The sequence below is a fragment of the Nitrobacter sp. genome, from assembly GCF_051535215.1.
Taxonomy (GTDB): domain Bacteria; phylum Pseudomonadota; class Alphaproteobacteria; order Rhizobiales; family Xanthobacteraceae; genus Nitrobacter.
Window position 1 is genome coordinate 168,116 of record NZ_JBPPLY010000003.1, and the last position, 18,912, is coordinate 187,027.

Genomic DNA, 18,912 nt, shown 5'->3' on the forward strand with positions numbered 1-18,912 from the left:
AAAACGCGCGACTAGCGCACCAGCGCGGCGCGCGCGGCCTGCAGCCTGGCAAAATCCTCGCCGGCATGATGCGACGAGCGCGTCAGCGGGCTCGCCGACACCATCAGAAAGCCCTTGGTGTAGGCGACGGTCTCGTAGCCGGAAAACTTTTCCGGCGTCACATAGCGCATCACGGCATGATGTTTGCGGGTCGGCTGCAGGTATTGCCCGATGGTGAGAAAGTCGACGTCCGCCGAGCGCAGGTCGTCCATCACCTGCAAGACTTCGTGACGCTCCTCGCCGAGCCCGACCATGATCCCGGACTTGGTGAAGATCGTCGGATCGATCTCCTTCACTCGCTGCAAAAGACGGATGGAGTGGAAATAGCGCGCGCCGGGCCGTACCGTCAGGTAGCGCGACGGCACGGTTTCGAGATTGTGGTTGAAGACGTCGGGCCTGGCAGCAACGACTTTCTCAAGCGCGCCATCCTTGCGCAAAAAATCCGGCGTCAGGATTTCGATGGTCGTCGCGGGACAGCGCTCGCGGATCGCGCGAATGGTCTGCGCAAAATGCTCCGCTCCGCCGTCGTCGAGATCGTCGCGATCGACAGAAGTAACGACGACGTGCGCCAGCCCAAGCTTTCGCGTCGCTTCGGCCACATATTCGGGTTCGGACGGTTCAAGCGCGCCGGGCATTCCGGTCTTGACGTTGCAGAAGGCGCAGGCGCGGGTGCAGGTGTCGCCCATGATCATGAAGGTGGCGTGCTTTTTGTCCCAGCACTCGCCGATATTCGGGCAGCCCGCCTCCTCGCAGACCGTGACCAGGCCATTCTCCTTGACGATCCGGCGCGTATCCGCATAGCCGCGTGTGTTCGGCGCACGCACGCGGATCCAATCCGGTTTCGGCGGCGACAGCGCATCGGGCCGGTTGACCTTTTCCGGATGGCGGGGCCGGACAGGATTGGCGGAAACAGTATCGAGGACGACGACCATGAATGATCCGTTGTACAGGAGGTGTTAGGTAATCTGCCCGGCGGAGCGCTGCAACCCGCTTCGCCATATCAGTCAGATGTGTAACATATCCCAAAGCGCCCCGCCCGCCCCCGATTGCCGCCTGAAAAATGACTTCGAGCCAGACATCCGACACCCCGAACCCGCCTATTCTCGGCAAGCCGCTCAAGCCCTCGTTTTTCGCGCGCAGCGTGCATGACGTCGCGCCCGACCTGATCGGCGCGACGCTGCTGGTCGACGGGGTCGGCGGCATCATCGTCGAGGTGGAGGCCTATCACCATACGGAGCCGGCGGCGCATTCCCATCGGGGCCCGACGCCGCGGAATATGGTGATGTTCGGTCCGCCCGGCTTTACCTACGTCTATCGCTCCTACGGAATCCACTGGTGCATGAACTTTGTGTGCGAAAAGAACGGCTCCGCAGCCGCCGTTTTGATCCGCGCCCTGCAACCGACCCATGGCATTCCGGCGATGCGGCGGCGGCGCGGGCTGCACGACGAGCGCCTGCTGTGTTCGGGGCCGGGCAAGTTGTGCGAGGCGCTCGGGATATCGATTGCGCACAACGCGCTGCCGCTCGATGCGCCGCCGATCGCGGTCTATCAGCGCACAGCCAAGTTTGAAGTCGTCACCGGCGTGCGCATCGGCATCACCAAGGCCGTCGACCTGCCATGGCGATACGGATTGAAGGGGTCGAAATTCCTGAGCAAGCCGTTCAGGAACGTTGCGCCCTGAGATCGATCATCAGCGGGAACACGACCATCGGCACGACGGCAAGGCCGATCGGCACGAATGCGAACGCGGCGTTCCCCGTGATATCCCAGACCATTCCGCTGACGATCGAGATCAGCATCGCAATGCCGTAACCGATCGTGAACATTCCCGCTGACATGCGGGGCACGTCCTCCGGCGCAACGAGCAATGCCGGCAGTGTCAGCACAAGAGTCAGGCCCACGGCGCAGGTGCAGCCGACCAGCGCCGCCGCGCCTACGATTCCCCACAAGTTCGTGGTGGTTGCGACACCCGCAGCGCCAATCAGGCCGAGAACGCCGGTGAGGACGAGCGGCCATTTCCGCCGCTCCAGCCGGCTCGCGATGACCATGAGGAGGATTGATCCCGGCAACTGTCCGAGGTTGAGCGCCGACAGCGCCGGCCCGATCAGGTCGGTATGGCCGGTTTGCAGCAGCAGGCCCGGCAGGAATGCATTCGTGCAGAAATAAAGCTGATTGTTCGCGCTGGCGACGAGGCCGACTTTCCAGAGCAGCGGATCGCGCCAGTCCGGCATCCAGCGGCCGTGCCGGGCCGCTACGCCCTCCCCACCCGGGCGCGCGATGAAGACGACCAGTGCGATCACCGCCGAAGCAAACGACCAGAGTTCGAGGCTCGCGCGCCACCCGCCTCCCAGCAAGGGGACGACGATTGCCGCAAATACGACGGGAAAGATTTCCCCGCATAGCAAGCCGTTGGTGTAGACCGCTGTGGCGAAACCGATCCGGTGAGGCACCCATTGCCGCACCAGCGGCGGCAGCGCCGGTTGCATCAGCGCCACACCAGCCGCCATCATCGCGGTTGCGGCGAACAGCGTCATCGCATCGATGGCGAAACCGCGCAGCGCCGACCCTGCGCTGGCGACCAGGAGGCCGACCACCAGCGCCTTGATGGCGCCGACGCGAGCGATGAGCAGTGATCCTGGGACCGCGATCAGCGCGAACAGGCTGACCGGAATGGCGTTGAGAATGCCAACCTCGGTTCCGGACAGCGCAAGATCCGAAATGATGGCCGCCAGCACCGGCGGCACCGCAAGGATCGTAAGCCGCAGTCCGACCCCGCTAAGCCAGAGCAGGCTCAAGGGTCGCAGCGACGACGACCGCGTTGCGCTCACTCAGCAGCCTTCAGACGCTCCAGCGCCTCGACGAATTTCGCCTTGCGCGCGCTTGCTGCTTCGCGCTTTTCCTTTTCGTCCTCGACAATGTCTTCAGGCGCGTTGGCGAGGAAATTCTCATTGCTGAGCTTCAAGTCGACCCGCATGATGTCCGCATCGGCCTTGGCGATTTCCTTCTCCAGCCGTGCCCGCTCGGCGGCGAGGTCAATGACGCCTTTCAACGGAAGCGCAGCGACTTCGCCGCGGATCAACAGTTGCACGGCGCCTGCCGGCGCACGGTCTGCGAATGAGATGTCCGCGAGCCGGGACATTCGCTTGACGACCTCGCTCCAGCGTTGCGCCCGCGCCTTGCTCTCGGCGGATGCGCCCGCGAGCACCAGCGGCGTCAGCGTCGCGGGCGGAATATTCATTTCGGCGCGGACCGAGCGGATGGCGGCGACGAGATCGACAACCCAGCCGATCTCGGCCTCGGCCGCCTCGTCGCGGAAATAGGGTTTCGACGGATTGGCAAGCGGCTCAGGCGCGGCATAGGGATCGCACGCGACCGCCTCGAGCAACGCCTGCTGCTGTTCGGTGAGTTCGGCCTTGACCGGCCAGGGAGACAGCGTCAGCAGTTGCGCGCGCGACGATGTCACCGCCCACAACTCCTCGGTGATGAACGGCATGAACGGATGCAAAAGCTTCAGAATTTCATCGCGCGCCCACGCGACCATGGCGCGGGTCTCCGACTTGGCGGGCCCGTCCTCGCCGATCAGAACGGGCTTTGCAAGTTCCAGATACCAATCGCAGTAGACGTTCCAGACGAAGCGGTAGATTTCGCCGGCGGCGTCGTTGAAGCGATAACCTTCAATGGCCGCGGTGACTTCGCTCGTCGCGCGCGCGGTCTCGTGAACGATCCATCGGTTGAGCGTTTCCTTTGCGGCGGTCGGATCGAACTGAGCGGGAACAGCGCACTCATTCATTTCCGCGAAGCGGCAGGCGTTCCAGAGCTTGGTCGCAAAATTGCGATACCCCTCGACCCGCTGCGACGACAGCTTGATGTCGCGGCCCTGCGCCGCCATCGCCGCGAGCGTGAAACGCAGCGCATCGGCGCCGTATTTATCGATCAGATGAAGGGGGTCGATGACGTTGCCCTTCGACTTCGACATCTTTGCACCGCTCTCGTCGCGGACGAGCGCGTGAATATAGACCTTCGGAAACGGCGCTTCCTTCATGAAATGGAAACCCATCATCATCATCCGGGCGACCCAGAAGAAGATGATGTCGAAACCCGTGACCAGCACGTTGGTGGGATAATAGCGTTTCAACTCCGGCGTCGCGTCAGGCCAGCCGAGCGTCGAGAACGGCCACAGCGCTGAAGAGAACCAGGTGTCGAGCACGTCCTCGTCGCGCGTTATGAAGCCATCGCGCTTTGCAGGATCGCTCGCCATTGCAGCGCCCTGCTCGGCGGTGATGATGCCTTTCTCGACATAGTAGCCGAGCGCATGGCCGATCGCTTCGTCCTCTGTTTCCGCGACGAACACCTTGCCGTCCGGGCCATACCAGGCCGGAATCTGGTGACCCCACCAGAGTTGGCGCGAGATGCACCACGGCTGGATGTTCTCCATCCACTCGAAGTAGGTCTTCTCCCAGTTCTTCGGCACGAACGTGGTTTCGCCCAGGCGCACGGCCGCAATCGCCGGCTGCGCCAGTTGCTTGGCGTTAACGTACCATTGATCCGTCAGATAGGGTTCGATGACCGCACCGGAGCGGTCGCCGTGCGGCACCATATGCGCGTGCGGCTCGACCTTGTCGAGGAAGCCGAAATCTTCGAGACGCGCGACGATCGCCTTGCGCGCGGCGAAGCGATCCATGCCGTCGAATTCTTCCGCCAGCATCAATGCGCCTTCGGGCAGACCGCGCAGATAATCCTCATTATTGGATAGCGCCAGCCGGCCTTCGCGGTCGAGCACGCCGATCTGCGGCAGGCGGTGGCGCTTGCCGACCTCGAAGTCATTGAAGTCATGCGCCGGAGTGATCTTGACGGCGCCGGTGCCTTTTTCCGGATCGGCATAGTCATCTCCGATGATCGGGATGATGCGGCCGACCAGCGGCAGCACGACATTGCTGCCGATCAGATGCTCGAGTTTCTCGTTCTCGGGGTGGACGGCGACGGCCGTGTCACCCAGCATGGTCTCAGGCCGCGTGGTAGCGACGACGATATAGGTCGAACGATCGTCCGGATTGAAGCTCTTGCCCTCGATCGGGTAGCGCAGATGCCAGAGGCTGCCCTTGACCTCGATCTGCTTGACCTCGAGATCGGAAATCGCGGTGAGCAGCTTCGGATCCCAGTTGACCAGCCGCTTGTCCTTGTAGATTAGGCCGGCGCGGTGCAGTTCGACGAACACCTTGGCGACAGCGCGCGACAAGCCCTCATCCATGGTGAAACGCTCGCGCGACCAGTCGCATGAGGCGCCCAAGCGCTTCAACTGGTTGACGATGGCGCCGCCGCTTTCCGCCTTCCACTGCCAGACACGCTCGAGAAACCGGGCGCGACCCATCTCGCGGCGGCCGGGTTCTTGCCGCTCCATCAACTGCCGTTCCACCACCATCTGCGTCGCAATGCCGGCGTGGTCTGTGCCGGGCTGCCACAACACGTCGCGGCCGCGCATGCGCTCGAAACGGCACAACACGTCCTGCAACGTGTTGTTGAGCGCGTGACCCATATGCAACGAGCCGGTGACGTTCGGCGGCGGGATGACGATCGTAAACGGTTCAGCGTCGCGGCGATCCGCCCGTCCGGCCTTGAACGCGTCGGCCTCTTCCCAGAGACGGGACATGCGACTTTCAATGTCGGCAGGCTGATAGGTCTTTTCGATCATGGCAATGCAATCACACTGGGGTGTCGTCTCGGGCAAATTCGCAGAAATGAAGAGCGTCTGACCGCTAAAAGCCTTTCAGCGCGCGCCAAGTCAACACGACTGCCGAATAAACCGGCCTCGGGTGGGCGGATGACGGTCTCAAGGTCAGGCGGTCACCGCCGAAAGGCGGTTCCGGGAACAGCTTAGGGGCGACCCCGCGATACCCGCTCGATTTCGGTCTTGACGATGCGCTCGACCAGTCCCGGCAGGTTGTCGTCGAGCCAGGACTTCAGCATCGGGCGCAGCATCTCCTTGACGAGGTCCTCAAGTGTGCGGGCATTGTTGCTTAAAACCGTGGTGGCGAGCGAGTTGAAGGCGGTCTCGACCGCCGAAACCGTCGAATGCGACAATATTTGCGCGGCCGGCGCCGCGTGGGCGGCTGGTCGTTCGACGGTGCCCGGACCGGCTCGGCCGGCCGGAGCAGCCTCCTCAAATTCCAGATCGTCCTGCGGTTCGACCTTCTGAAAAGCGGCCTGCGCGGGGGACGGAACGGCCATCTCGTCGGTCAGTTCAAATACCTCCTCGACCGGATCCTGAGCCGGACGAACCTCCTCTTCGGTGGTTGCAGCATCGAGATTTGCGAGCAGCGCATCGATGTCGTCCTGACTGTTGTCGGCAGCCGGCTTCGGCATGATCGTCACTGGAGGAATTGCGGTCATGGCAGCCGACTTTGCAGGCGCGGCCGGTTTGGACGGAGGAACCGGCTGGGGTTTCGCGACCGTTGCATCCTTAACCGCTGTCTTTGCGTCCGCCGCGGGCTTTTCGTCATCGGCGATGATGCGGCGGATCGACGCCAGAATCTCCTCCATGGAGGGTTCTTGGACCTTTGCAGGCTGCGTCATGTCCAACTCCAAATCTTCGCGGCCCGCACCAGCGTCCTGGCATCAAGCGATAGGAATTCCCGATCCCGAATGCGGCCTCGGATTTCAATCGCAAACCCGATTTGTCTCCGGATCACGCGCTGCAAATCGACGCCGATGTTCTCCGCCACGAACTCCGCAGCAAGCCCATCGGCACCCCGATATCGCACGAATCGATTCGTGGCCTCATGCAAAGGTATGGCACGGCATCAATTGATTGCAAGCAAAGGGCTGTGGACACGCGCTCTTCAGCGCATGATCACTGTCCGTCCGGCGTACGCACGCCGACCCAACTGTCACGAACCTGGTGATAATGGACACTCGGATCGTAAATGGTGGTGTTCAGCTTCAGCACCTGCGGCGACAGCCGCCCGACAGCATTCAACACGGCGTAGGAAGCCACGACGCGATCGTGTTGGGCTGTCACCAGCGCAACCCGCGCATTGACGAGCGTCTGTTGCGCATTCAACACATCGAACGTGGTGCGCTGTCCTGCCTTGGCCTCTTCGCGAATGCCGTTGAGCGCGACTTCGGAGGCTTCAACCTGCGCCTGCGCCGATACCACCTGCGACTTGCCCGCCTCGAGCTGGCCCCATGCCTGCACCACGCTGGCGCGAGTCTGATCGCGGACCTGTTCGAGCGTGAGCCGTTGTTGCGCCAGCGTTTCCTTTGACTGGCGGATCAGCGAATACTCTGCTCCGCCCTGATAGATCGGCACCGACACCTGCGCGATCGCGGATGCAAAGAACTGCTTCTGGACTGTGAGTTGCTGCGCGTAGCCCTGCTGCACGTTGGCCTGGAGACTTACGGTCGGGAACAGTGCGCCCTCGGCTACCTTGACCTGCAGGTGGCTGACGTCGATGCCGTACATCGCGGCGGTGATGTTGGGGTTTTGGGTCAGGCCAAGATCCACCGCGCCTGCGAGCGACGCCGGCAGAAAACGGTCAACTGGCGACCCCGGTGCCAGTTGCCCCGGCTCGTTGCCGACGATGCGGCGAAAATTCGAACGCGTCGTCGTGAGAGTGGATTGGGCCGTCATAAGCTGGGTGCGACCGGCGGCAAGCTGAGCCTGCGACTGCGCGACGTCGGTGCGGGTGACTTCGCCGACATTGAAACGATCACGCGTCTGCTTGAGCGTCTCCTCGAGCACGCGGACGTTGCTGCGCTGGACTTCCACGATGGCGGAATCGCGCAGGTAGTCCATGTAGATGGTTGCCGCAGCGAGCAGGACGGTTTGTTCGAGAACCCTCAAGCCCTCGCGCGACGCCGAGACCTGTCCTTCCGCCGCTCGGGTCTTGTTTGACGTCTGAAAGCCGTCGAACAAGGTCTGCGACACCGTTGCGCCGACAGCCGCCGGTGCCTGTGCGCCGTGAAGCGTTTGCCCCGGGCCTCCCGGCACGCCTTGCGTGGCGTCCGTATACTGATAACCGCCGCTCGCCGTTATGGCGACCTTCGGCCGATAACCGGACAGAGCCTGCGGCACGTTTTCGTCGGTCGCGCGAACCGACGCGCGCTGTGCGTTGAGCTGGGGATTGGTCTGGTAGGCGCGCACCAGCGCCGCCTCGATCGTGTCGGCGAGGACCGGTGTCGTCACCCCCGAACACGCCGTCACAACAACCAGCGCGGCAGCCCCGCTCAGCAGTCTCACACCACCCATCCGCCGAGTTCCATTTCTTTCCGAGCGTCAAGGCCGCCTTTGCCTTAGCGCCGGACCCCTCAAGCCAATTTGTCCCCGTACAAGCATATTCGCCGTGAGAGCAAGACGGAACCCCTTGCGGGCAATCTCGATCGAAACTCTCCGGCTGGGGCATCGCGGCCACACCTGATGGACTGGACTGGAACTGTGGCCAAATTAAACCAATCTCTCTTTGCAATTCCTGGTTTTTCGCGACGCTAAATTAATGGCTTCCCTACTCCTCCGAGATCAAGGAGAACGCAGGCAACACCCTGATTTCAATGTCATTTGCGTTTGATAACTCCCCGCCACGGGAGTTCATCTCATGCCTTGACTATAGATGATAAAGCGTGATGAGCAGCGACACTGCTGATATGCCGCGCCGTGCCCCTGCGACCGCCAACCGCACGAGACCAATCTCGGCATCGGCTAATCCACATCTTCGACGGCGCCCGGCGAGATACCGAAGGCTTTCTGCGCCAGCGTCGCCGCCATGAATTCATCGAGGTCACCGTCGAGCACGCCTGACGTATCTGACGTCTGCACGCCGGTCCGGAGGTCTTTCACCATCTGATAGGGCTGCAGGACGTAGGACCTGATTTGATGGCCCCAACCGATGTCGGTCTTGGCCGCCTGATCAGCGGCCGCCTGTTCTTCCCGCTTCTTGAGTTCGATTTCATAGAGTCGCGCTCGCAGCATGTCCCAGGCTTGAGCCCGATTCTTGTGCTGCGAACGCCCGGCCTGACAAACGACCGCGACCCCGGTCGGAATGTGCGTGAGCCGCACTGCCGATTCGGTCTTGTTGACATGCTGGCCGCCAGCACCGCCGGAGCGCATGGTATCGGTGCGGACGTCGGATTCCTTGATGTCGATCTTGATGCTGTCGTCCACCACCGGGAAGATCGCCACGCTGGAAAATGACGTGTGGCGACGTGCGTTGGAATCAAACGGCGAAATTCTGACCAGACGGTGCACGCCTGCCTCGGTCTTGAGCCAGCCATAGGCGTTGTGACCGCTGACCTGGATCGTCGCCGACTTGATGCCGGCCTCTTCGCCAGGAGTTTCTTCCAGATACTCGACCTTGAAACCGCGATTCTCGGCCCAGCGCGTATACATGCGCAGCAGCATCGCAGCCCAGTCCTGGCTCTCGGTGCCTCCGGCGCCGGCATGAACCTCAAGATAGGAGTTGAAGCGATCCGCCTCGCCCGAGAGCAGTGCCTCGAGTTCGCGCCGCGCGACCTCTTTTTTGAGAGACTTCAGGGCGGCTTCGGCTTCCTCGACGACGGCCTGATCGTTCTCGGCCTCGCCGAGTTCGATCATCCCGATCTGGTCCTCGAGTTCGCCCTCGACCTTGCCGATACCGGTCAGCGAATCCTCCAGCGAGGTCCGCTCCTGCATCAGCTTCTGCGCCTTCTGGGGATCGTTCCAGAGATCAGGATCCTCGGCGAGTTTGTTCAGTTCAGCAAGGCGCGCGGTTGATGCTTCGACGTCAAAGATGCCTCCTCAGCAGCCCGACCGACTGCTTGATCTCTTCGACGAGCCTTTCGATTTCAGCGCGCATGGCCTTCTCTGATCCGCATCTCACGACTTCGCTCAATGGTCGCAGGTGATGTAGCCGCGAAGGCGGTAAAGTGCAATCGCGATAGAGCATGATCCGCCGTCCGCGCAAAGCGGACAGGCGTCATTTCGGAGCGCCGCTGGCGCCGCGTCCGGTGACCGGAAAGGTTTTTCGACAGTGGGCTGTAGCGTTTTGAGCGAAGTGGAGACCGGTTCGCGTGAGAGTCCCACTGATCCCATCAGATGCGGAAAAGACTCTAGTAAAGCCCGCCCGTTCCGGGCCGGAACAGGCTGCGATCGGCGTCAGGAAGCGACTGCGGCTGACGTCCGTCCGGGTCCGCCACCCCGATCACGGAATAATTGTCGGGCGGCGCCGTACCAGGCTTGAAGGCTTCGAGGATGGTCTTGCCGGTATCGCCGGGACCGGCACGCATGCCGGTCTTGGCATCGACGCGAACCAGCTTGATGCCGGGAGGGGGAGAGAACGGCGTGGCCGGCTTATCGGCGAGTGCGATCTTCATGAAATCGCGTGCGATCGGCGCCGCCAAGTGTCCGCCGGTCGCGGTACGGCCGAGATTGCGCGGCTTGTCGTAGCCCATATAGACGCCCACGACGAGGTCCGGCGAGAATCCGATGAACCAGGCGTCCTTCTGGTCGTTAGTGGTGCCGGTCTTTCCGGCGATCGGTTTGCCGACATCCCGCATGACGGTAGCAGTGCCGGCCTGCACCACGCCCTCCATCATGGAGGTGATCTGATAGGCCGTCATCGAGTCCAGCACCCGCTCGCGGTGGTCGATCAACTGGGGCTCAGGCTGGTTCTTCCAGCCCTCCGGCGCATCGCAACCGCGGCACTCGCGCGTGTCGTGCTTGTAGATGGTATGGCCATAGCGATCCTGAATGCGGTCGATCAGGGTCGGCTTCACGCGCCTTCCGCCATTGTCGAACATCGAATACGCGGTCACCATGCGCAGCACCGTCGTTTCGCCGGCCCCAAGCGCGTAGGAGAGATAGTTCGGCAATTCGTCATAAACCCCGAAGCGCTTGGCATATTCGCCGATCAAAGGCATGCCGATATCCTGCGCCAACCGGACCGTCACGGTATTGAGCGAGAGCCGCAGCGCATTCCGGAGCGTTTGCGGGCCGTAGTATTTTTCCTTCGAATAGTTTTCCGGACGCCACACGCCGGACCCCTGCCCCTGATCGATTTCGATCGGCGCATCGACGATGACGGTCGAGGGCGTATAGCCGTTGTCGAGCGCCGAGGAATAGACGATCGGCTTGAACGATGAGCCCGGCTGCCGGTAGGCCTGCGTCGCGCGATTGAACTGGCTCTGATCGAACGAGAATCCGCCCACCATTGCCAGCACACGGCCGGTCCTGGGATCCATGGCCACCATCGCGCCCGACACGAGGGGCAGTTGCCGCAACCGGTATTCACCCTCGACGATCTTGCCGTCCTTGCCGATCAACGGATCGGCATAGATGACGTCGCCGGGCGAAAGCACCTGTGACACTTTCGTCGCCGTATGGCCGCGCCCCGGCCCCGAAAGGGCTTTGGCCCACTTGACGCCGTCGAGTGTGATCAAGCCGGTTTGCCGCTCTTTGCTCACGGCGCCGCCAAGCTCGCGGCCAGGCTGAAATCCAATCCGTGCGGACTTGTCATCGGACTCCAGGACCACCGCCATCCGCCAGGGCGCGATATCGGACAGCGATTTGACATCGGCGAGTTTCACGCCCCAGTCATCGGAAATATCCAGCTTGCTGATTGCGCCGCGCCAGCCCTGGGCTTCGTCATAGTTGACCAGGCCATTGGCCATGGTCTTGCGCGCAACCGCCTGCAATTTCGGGTCGAGCGTGGTGCGGACCGACAGCCCCCCTTCGTAGAGTTTCTTCTCGCCGTAGCGCTCAAACAGGTCGCGCCGGACTTCCTCGGCAAAATATTCGCCGGCAAAGGTATGCGCTCCGTTGGCGCGGCTGGTGACGATCAGCGGATCCTTGCGGGCCTGCTCGGCGTCGGCCTGCTTGATCCAGCCATTCTCCAGCAGCCGGTCGATGACGTAGTTGCGGCGCTCGACCGCGCGTTCGTGATTTTTTACCGGATGCAGGGTCGAGGGCGCCTTGGGCAGGGCCGCGAGATATGCGGCCTCGGCGACGGTCAATTCATTGACCGATTTATCGAAATACACGAGCGACGCGGCCGCGATGCCGTAAGCGCCGAGGCCAAGGTAGATCTCGTTCAGGTACAGTTCGAGGATCTTGTCCTTGGAATAGGCCCGCTCGATCCGCATCGCGAGCAAGGCTTCCTTGATCTTGCGGGTGAAGGAAACTTCATTAGTCAGCAGGAAGTTCTTGGCAACCTGCTGGGTGATCGTGGAGGCGCCCTGCGGCCGCTTGTTGGACCCGTAATTCTGGGCATACAGCAACGCCGCGCGCGCCATGCCGGAATAATCGATGCCGCCGTGCTCGTAGAAATTCTTGTCCTCCGCGGCGAGGAAAGCATTGATGACCAGCTTCGGCACCGCCTGTATCGGCAGGTAAAGCCTGCGTTCCTTCGCGTATTCACCGAGCAGCGAACCGTCGGACGCATGGACGCGTGTCATCACCGGCGGCTCGTAATTCTGAAGCTGGGAATAGTCCGGCAGGTCCTTCGAAAAATGCCAGATCAGCCCTGCCGCCGCTGCGACGCCGACCAGGAACAGGATCGTTCCCGCTGCAAACAGGAAACCGACGAATCGCAGCAGCAAGCGCATTATCGAATGTCCGTTTCGTTGCCGGCCGCCGGGCGATATGGCGGCGAGTCCGCGAGCCTTGATTCCGTCGGTTGATGCGTTCGTTCGTCGAAGCATCCGCCGGAGAGGAACTCCGGTTGTGGCCGATTCTGCGAACTTGCGACAACTTTTCTATAGAGCGGCCGCTGTGGCCAAACTAGGGCTTCAATGGGCCGGCCCAGCCGAAACCACTCTTTTCGCAAGGAACGCCTCAACCGCGTTCGCAACCGAACCAACCGTCCTGGAGCGCCAGTCTTCAGATACCATTTGACGAAGGTCTGCCTTGTTGGAGACGAACCCCAGTTCGATCAATACCGACGGCACGTCGGGCGCCTTGAGGACCCTGAACCCGGCCGACTTCAGCGGATGCTTGTGCATCCGCATGGTCGTTTGCATCTCGCTCATCAACAACCGGGCGAAGCGGTTTGAAAACGTGCGCGTTTCCCGCTGCGCAAGGTCGATCAGGATATCGGCGACGTCGGTCGGCTCCTCGGTCAGGTTGACGCCCCCGATCGCGTCGGCCTTGTTTTCAGCGTCTGCCAGCCGCTCCGCTTCGGCGTCCGATGCCTTGTCCGACAGCGTGTAGATCGTTGCGCCCCGGGCATCGCCCTCACGGCGTGGCAGCGCGTCTGCATGGATCGACACGAACAGCGCAGCCCCATTGGTTCGGGCGACATGCACACGCTCGGCCAGCGGGATGAAGGTGTCGTCGGTCCGGGTCATAATAACGTGATATTTGCCGTCCTGCTCGATGCGATTACGCAGAGCCACGGCAAAGGCCAGCACCAGATCCTTTTCCGTCTCTCCCGTCGAAGCCTCGGTTCCGTTGTCGATTCCGCCATGGCCCGGATCGATTACGACCACGGGACGCGTGTCCGAAGGCGTCGCCGCCGGGGTCGAACCGGTCGCATCGACCAGGTCGGGGGAAACCGCACCCCTCATCCCCTCGGAACTGTTTGACGACGCCAACAGGCGATTGAATGCAGCCCGGTCGACGGCCTCCAGTTCGACCACCAGGCGGGGCGGCTGACCGTTTGCTGCATCGAGTACATAGGCCTTTTCGATTTTCGCGGGACCGGCGAGATCGAACACGATCCGCGATCCGCCGGGCATCACCAGTCCGTAGCGGAACGCCTTGATCAGGCCGCGTCCGTTGGCGCCAGCGTCGGGGGCCAGGCGGAAGCTCACCTGTGGGATGTCAATGACGACCCGATCAGGATTGGCCAGCAAAAAGGGATGGATATCGATCTTTTTGTCCAGATCCAGAATGAAGCGGGTCTGTTTCTCATCGCCCGCGAGCCGGACCTCCGAGGCGATTGGAAAATCTCCCGCAATCTCGGGGCGATCATGGTCGTTTCCGGCGGCGAGTGAAGCCGCGCCGGAAAGAAACAGCGCAGTGGCGCAGAGCCACATGATTCCCAGATTTGCGCGGCCCGCCAACGAACCCATGCCTCCGAGCTGCATTTTACCGCAATAGAACCGTAGGGTTAATCGGACCTTAAATCCGCCCACAACAAATACTGTCGGTCCTGCCCGCGGGAGATGCTGTCCCTTGCAAGCGTCAAGCAATCCACGTATGTATGACAGTGCTGACGGTTAAACTCCCGGTTGTATCGCGTACAGCCTCCCGGTGCGGCGCAGGATCTCAAATTGCTTGAGGTGCCCGCGTTCTGCCCCCTCCACCCAGCCAGCGCTTCGCGCGGTCGAGTTGGAGCGGCGGTTTCGAGCTTGGGGGGCGTCCGGTACCAGGTTTTTTGCGCCGGGGACGGTTTCAGAAGGTAATGACCGATTGTCCCGGCCCTGCGGCCACGAGGTACGACAGCCGACAGGCACTTTGGCGCCGCGTCGGTCCGGCAGCGAGATATCCGGCGGTGCTTTTGCCGCCAACCTGTTCAGACGGGCCGACGCCTGATGCGCCAGACTGAAGAGCCGACCAATATCCCCGCAAGGACCGCGCCGACGCGAGACGAGAGCTTCGCACGCCGCGCCGCGCCGGGAACAGGATCGGCAAGGCGCCCAGGATCGCATCGCGGCCTTCCCCTCACCCCCGAATCAGGTGGACCGTTGCGTCACCCGGCCGCGCGAAACGCGCGCGCCGTGCCATGCGCCCTCCGCCGCCAAGAGCTCCAACATGTCCAACAAACCCAACAAGATGTTGATCGACGCCACCCACCCGGAAGAGACCCGGGTGGTCGTGGTTCGCGGCAATCGCGTCGAGGAATTTGATTTCGAATCCGCCCAGCGCAAACAACTGCGCGGCAACATCTATCTGGCCAAGGTCACCCGCGTGGAACCTTCGCTGCAGGCCGCGTTCATCGAATACGGCGGAAACCGACACGGCTTCCTTGCGTTCAGCGAAATCCATCCTGACTATTATCAGATTCCGGTCGCCGACCGTCAGGCGCTGATCGAAGCCGACGAGCGCGCGCATCGCGAGGCGGAAGAAGAGTCGGAAGATCGCTCCAGCCGCCGCCGCTCACGGAATCGCAGTTCGCGCCGGCGCGACCACGGCGAACGCGTGCAGAGCGCCATCGTCGAGGATGCGGACCATGAGGACGCGGCGGCAGATGCGTCGCAGTACGGCCGACCTCACGACGAATCGACGTCGGACGATCATGTCGGGCAGCAACACGAGGTTCAGGATCACGATCATCCATACGAGGATGACGCACATCACGAACATCACGAGCAGGCTCAAGATAATGTCGGGCACGACGATCCGTATGGTTCCGACCGTCACGAAATCGATGCCGATGGCCCGCACGAATCGCAAGACCTTGCCTTCACGTCTCCCTCGGATAACGTTGCCTTTGAGCATCGCGACGAGGCGCATGATGCCTCCGACGCAGCCCCGGTAGCATCGAATCCGCCTGCGGCCGATTTCGAGCCGCACGCTCTTGACGCTCAAGACGATCATGCTGAACCGGCCGTTCTCACTGTCGAAGAGGTACACGAACCTCACGACCATCACGAAGCTCACGATCACGATGTCGTCCCCGCCGACGAGGATGAGGACGATGGCGAGACCGAGGAGGATCAGCAGGTCGAATCCGTCGGCGGCGACGATGCGCTGGAGGAAGTGCCGGAGCGCACCTACCGGCCGCGGCGTCAGTACAAAATTCAGGAAGTCATCAAGCGTCGCCAGGTGATGTTGGTGCAGGTGGTCAAGGAAGAGCGCGGCAACAAGGGCGCGGCGCTGACGACCTATCTGTCGCTGGCCGGCCGCTACGCCGTGCTGATGCCAAATACCGCACGCGGCGGCGGCATCAGCCGCAAGATCACCTCGGCGCAGGACCGTTCGCGGCTGAAGGAGGTGGTGCAGGACCTGGATGTGCCCGAAGGCATGGGAGTTATCCTGCGCACCGCCGGCGCCGCGCGCACCAAGCCGGAGATCAAACGCGACTTCGAGTATCTGATCCGCATGTGGGAAACCGTGCGTGACGTGACTCTGCGGTCGCAGGCGCCGACCCTCGTGTATGAAGAAGGCTCGCTGATCAAGCGTTCGCTACGCGATCTCTACAGCAAGGAAATCGACGAGATCCAGGTCGCCGGCGAAGCCGGTTATCAGGAAGCGCGCGATTTCATGAAGATGCTGATGCCGTCCAACGTTTGCGCGGTAAAGCCATATCACGATTATCAGCCGTTATTCTCGCGCATGGGCGTGGAAAGCCAGCTCGATGCGATGTTCTCGCCGACGGTGCAACTTCGCTCCGGAGGATACATCGTAATCAACCAGACCGAGGCGCTAGTATCGATCGACGTCAACTCCGGCCGTTCGACCCGCGAGCATCACATCAAGGATACGGCGCTCAAGACCAATCTCGAGGCAGCCGAGGAAGTCGCCAGACAGTTGCGGTTGCGCGATCTCGCCGGCCTCATCGTCATCGACTTCATCGACATGGACGAGAAGCGCAACAACCGTGCGGTGGAGCGCAAGCTCAGCGACTGTCTGCGCCACGACCGTGCGCGCATCCAGGTCGGACGCATCTCGCACTTCGGCCTTCTGGAAATGTCGCGCCAGCGCATTCGCGCCAGCATGCTGGAAAGCTCGACCGAGTCCTGCCCGCACTGCGGTGGCACCGGTCACGTGCGCTCGGTTCCTTCGGTGGCGTTGCAGTTGCTGCGCAGCCTCGAGGAAACCCTGATGAAAGGCGCGACGCACAATCTTATCGTGCGGACACGCACCAACGTCGCGCTGTATGTGCTCAACCAGAAGCGCGGTCATCTGCGCGACCTCGAACACAGCTTCAAGGTCGGTCTTTCCGTGATCGCCGATCCTGCGATCGCCGGTCAGCAATCGTTCATCATCGATCGCGGTGAGCAGGTGCATACGCTGGAAGCCGCGAAAGCGCTGCTGACCGCGCAACTTGCCGCGTTCCCTCCGCAGCCCGAAGAAGCCGCTGAGGATGAGCAGCCTCTCGATACCGAAGCCGAGACCGAGACCGGCGATACCGAAGTCCGCACCGATGAACAAGCGGTTAGCGAAGCGGAAGGCGACGGCCGCAAGCGAAAACGCCGCCGGTCCCGGCGCGAACGATCCGTAGAAATCCGCGACGATCAGATCGCGCCTGATGACGATACCGATAACGTGCTGATTCCCGCTGATTTCGCCGCGGCGCGCTTCATGACCGACGACGTCGAAAATGACGGAGATGACGCTGGAGTGCAGGATCCCGAAGCGCAAGCTGATCAGTCTCCGGACGGCGAGCGGCGACCGCGACGTCGCGGACGGCGTGGCGGCAGACGTCGCCGCGGAAGTACAGGCGCGGGTCTCACCGGCTCGATTTCCGACGAACTCGGTCCGACCTCAGATTCGGAAGTGGTGGAAGCCGTCGCCGACTTCGACTCGGCGCCGATCGCCCCTGAGCCTGAACCGCAGGTCGGTTCGCCTGACGTCGAAGCTCAGCCTCAGAACTCTGCCGGGCAGCCGGACATCGCGAGCCCGGACGACGGCAAGGATCAGGCCATATCAGAATCCGAGAAAACGGTTCGCCGGCGCTCGACGGTGCGCGAGAAGGTGAGCTTCACTTCGGAAGAGGCGCCCCCGGTTGCGCCCGCGGCTCAAAGCCAGCCGGAAGAAACGGCTCCTGAGCCGCAACAGCCTCAGGAAGAATCGAACGAAGGCCGTCCACGTCGTGCAGGGTGGTGGTCGCGCCGGTTCGGTAACGGCGGCTGAAGCGCGCTCTTCTCAATTCAAAACGCCCGGCTATGCCGGGCGTTTTTTCGTTGCATAGGGTCACACGACGCTAAAGCGCCGGCCTTGATTCCATCAAAACCGCAACGGCTCCACGATTCAGAAATGGCTATAGGAAAGCCGTGAGAGCGCGATCTCCTTGCCTTCGGCGTCGAGCCACTTCGGAGGCGTGTCGCCCGCAACGATCGTTCCGATCGATGTTACCGCGACGCCGACGCTGAGCGCCGTGCGGGCGAAATCACTGAAGCGATCCTCAGTGATGGTGCACAGAATCTCGTAATCGTCGCCACCACTCACCACGGATTCAAGACACGTCTGACCTTGCTCGATCAGTCCGCGGGTTGCGTCCGATAACGGAACGGACGCGGCATCGATCACAGCCGAAACTCCGGACGCCGCGCACAGCTTAGCAAGATCGCCGGCCAGGCCGTCAGACACGTCCATCGCGGCGCGCGCATAATTCCGAACGCTTTCCGCCAGACCGATGCGCGGTTGCGGAATCCGGTAGCGGCCGAGCAGCATCTCGCGGATCGCGACATCGCCGACAGTCATTTTTCCCGTGAGAACAGCGAGCCCCAGCGAAGCGTCACCGATGGTGCCGGAAACAACGATGCGGTCGCCGGGCTCCGCGCTGCTACGCAGAATCGTTTCACCAGGCGGCACGCGACCAAAGGCGGTGATGGAAATCGTCAGCGGCCCCGGCGTTGCCACGGTGTCGCCGCCAAGCAGCGGGCAGCCAAATCCGGTTGCATCGTCGGAGAGCCCGCGCGCGAATGACGAGAGCCAACCCTCATCGGCGTTGCGCAAGGCAAGACTCATGACGAAGCCGGCCGGCGCAGCTCCCTTGGCGGCAAGATCGGAAAGATTGACCCTCAAGGCTTTCCTGGCGACTGTATCCGGCGGATCGCCGCTCAGGAAATGAACGCCTTCGACAATGGCGTCGGTCGTGATCACGAGATCGTCGCGACCGCATTTCAGGATGGCCGCGTCGTCGGTAAGCCCAAGCGCGCCCGGGTCGGTCGCGATCGGCCTGAAGTAGCGCGCGATCAGATCGTCTTCACCGGACGGCATGCTTTCGATCCCCGTGAATG

At 62.3% G+C, this 18,912-nt stretch carries 11 protein-coding genes; 2 read left to right on the top strand and 9 right to left on the bottom strand.

Translation table 11 applies throughout. The features are described 5' to 3' along the window. Positions 1 to 11 precede the first annotated feature (11 nt). On the bottom strand, positions 12 to 971 hold the full coding sequence (gene lipA, locus ACS3WB_RS05215; protein ID WP_438274507.1) for a lipoyl synthase: 960 nt from the start codon (positions 969 to 971) through the stop codon (positions 12 to 14). A gap of 128 nt (positions 972 to 1,099) precedes the next feature. On the opposite strand from lipA, the gene ACS3WB_RS05220 reads away from it, so the two are divergent. After that, positions 1,100 to 1,720 carry a DNA-3-methyladenine glycosylase gene (locus ACS3WB_RS05220; protein ID WP_438274508.1) on the top strand — a complete coding sequence of 207 codons (621 nt, stop codon included), beginning with the start codon at positions 1,100 to 1,102 and terminating at the stop codon, positions 1,718 to 1,720. Here ACS3WB_RS05220 and ACS3WB_RS05225 read toward each other — a convergent pair. The 7 genes from ACS3WB_RS05225 to ACS3WB_RS05255 form a co-directional block, all read right to left on the bottom strand. Beyond that, positions 1,701 to 2,867 carry an MFS transporter gene (locus ACS3WB_RS05225; protein ID WP_438274509.1) on the bottom strand — a complete coding sequence of 389 codons (1,167 nt, stop codon included), beginning with the start codon at positions 2,865 to 2,867 and terminating at the stop codon, positions 1,701 to 1,703. The two genes, ACS3WB_RS05220 and ACS3WB_RS05225, sit on opposite strands and share 20 nt — an antisense overlap. After that, the gene (locus ACS3WB_RS05230) at positions 2,864 to 5,728 is read right to left on the bottom strand and encodes a valine--tRNA ligase (protein ID WP_438274510.1); all 2,865 of its coding nucleotides are present in this window, start codon (positions 5,726 to 5,728) and stop codon (positions 2,864 to 2,866) included. The genes ACS3WB_RS05225 and ACS3WB_RS05230 overlap by 4 nt, the downstream gene beginning before the upstream one ends. A gap of 182 nt (positions 5,729 to 5,910) precedes the next feature. Then, the gene (locus ACS3WB_RS05235; protein ID WP_438274511.1) at positions 5,911 to 6,609 is read right to left on the bottom strand and encodes a PopZ family protein; all 699 of its coding nucleotides are present in this window, start codon (positions 6,607 to 6,609) and stop codon (positions 5,911 to 5,913) included. 277 nt (positions 6,610 to 6,886) lie between these two features. Beyond that, positions 6,887 to 8,284, bottom strand: coding sequence for a TolC family outer membrane protein (locus ACS3WB_RS05240; RefSeq protein WP_438274512.1), 1,398 nt, complete (start codon positions 8,282 to 8,284; stop codon positions 6,887 to 6,889). A 447-nt stretch (positions 8,285 to 8,731) separates the two neighbouring features. Then, positions 8,732 to 9,863 (bottom strand): peptide chain release factor 2 gene (gene prfB / locus ACS3WB_RS05245; RefSeq protein WP_438274513.1). Its coding sequence is split into 2 segments (ribosomal slippage): positions 8,732 to 9,793 and positions 9,795 to 9,863, totalling 1,131 coding nucleotides; the frame shifts between segments, so codons are not numbered across the junction. A 253-nt stretch (positions 9,864 to 10,116) separates the two neighbouring features. Continuing rightward, positions 10,117 to 12,609 (bottom strand): penicillin-binding protein 1A, encoded by a 2,493-nt coding sequence (locus tag ACS3WB_RS05250; RefSeq protein ID WP_438274514.1) that lies wholly within the window; start codon positions 12,607 to 12,609, stop codon positions 10,117 to 10,119. Between the two features lie 183 nt (positions 12,610 to 12,792). Continuing rightward, positions 12,793 to 14,067, bottom strand: coding sequence for an N-acetylmuramoyl-L-alanine amidase (locus ACS3WB_RS05255; protein WP_438274703.1), 1,275 nt, complete (start codon positions 14,065 to 14,067; stop codon positions 12,793 to 12,795). Positions 14,068 to 14,758: 691 nt separating this feature from the next. Between ACS3WB_RS05255 and ACS3WB_RS05260 the strand changes: the two genes are divergently transcribed. Further along, complete coding sequence (locus ACS3WB_RS05260) at positions 14,759 to 17,803, top strand: Rne/Rng family ribonuclease (RefSeq protein ID WP_438274515.1); 3,045 nt, start codon at positions 14,759 to 14,761, stop codon at positions 17,801 to 17,803. A gap of 117 nt (positions 17,804 to 17,920) precedes the next feature. Here ACS3WB_RS05260 and thiL read toward each other — a convergent pair whose 3' ends face one another. Beyond that, a complete protein-coding gene (thiL, locus tag ACS3WB_RS05265; protein ID WP_438274516.1) occupies positions 17,921 to 18,892 on the bottom strand; it encodes a thiamine-phosphate kinase in 972 nt (323 codons plus the stop codon). Positions 18,893 to 18,912: the final 20 nt, after the last annotated feature.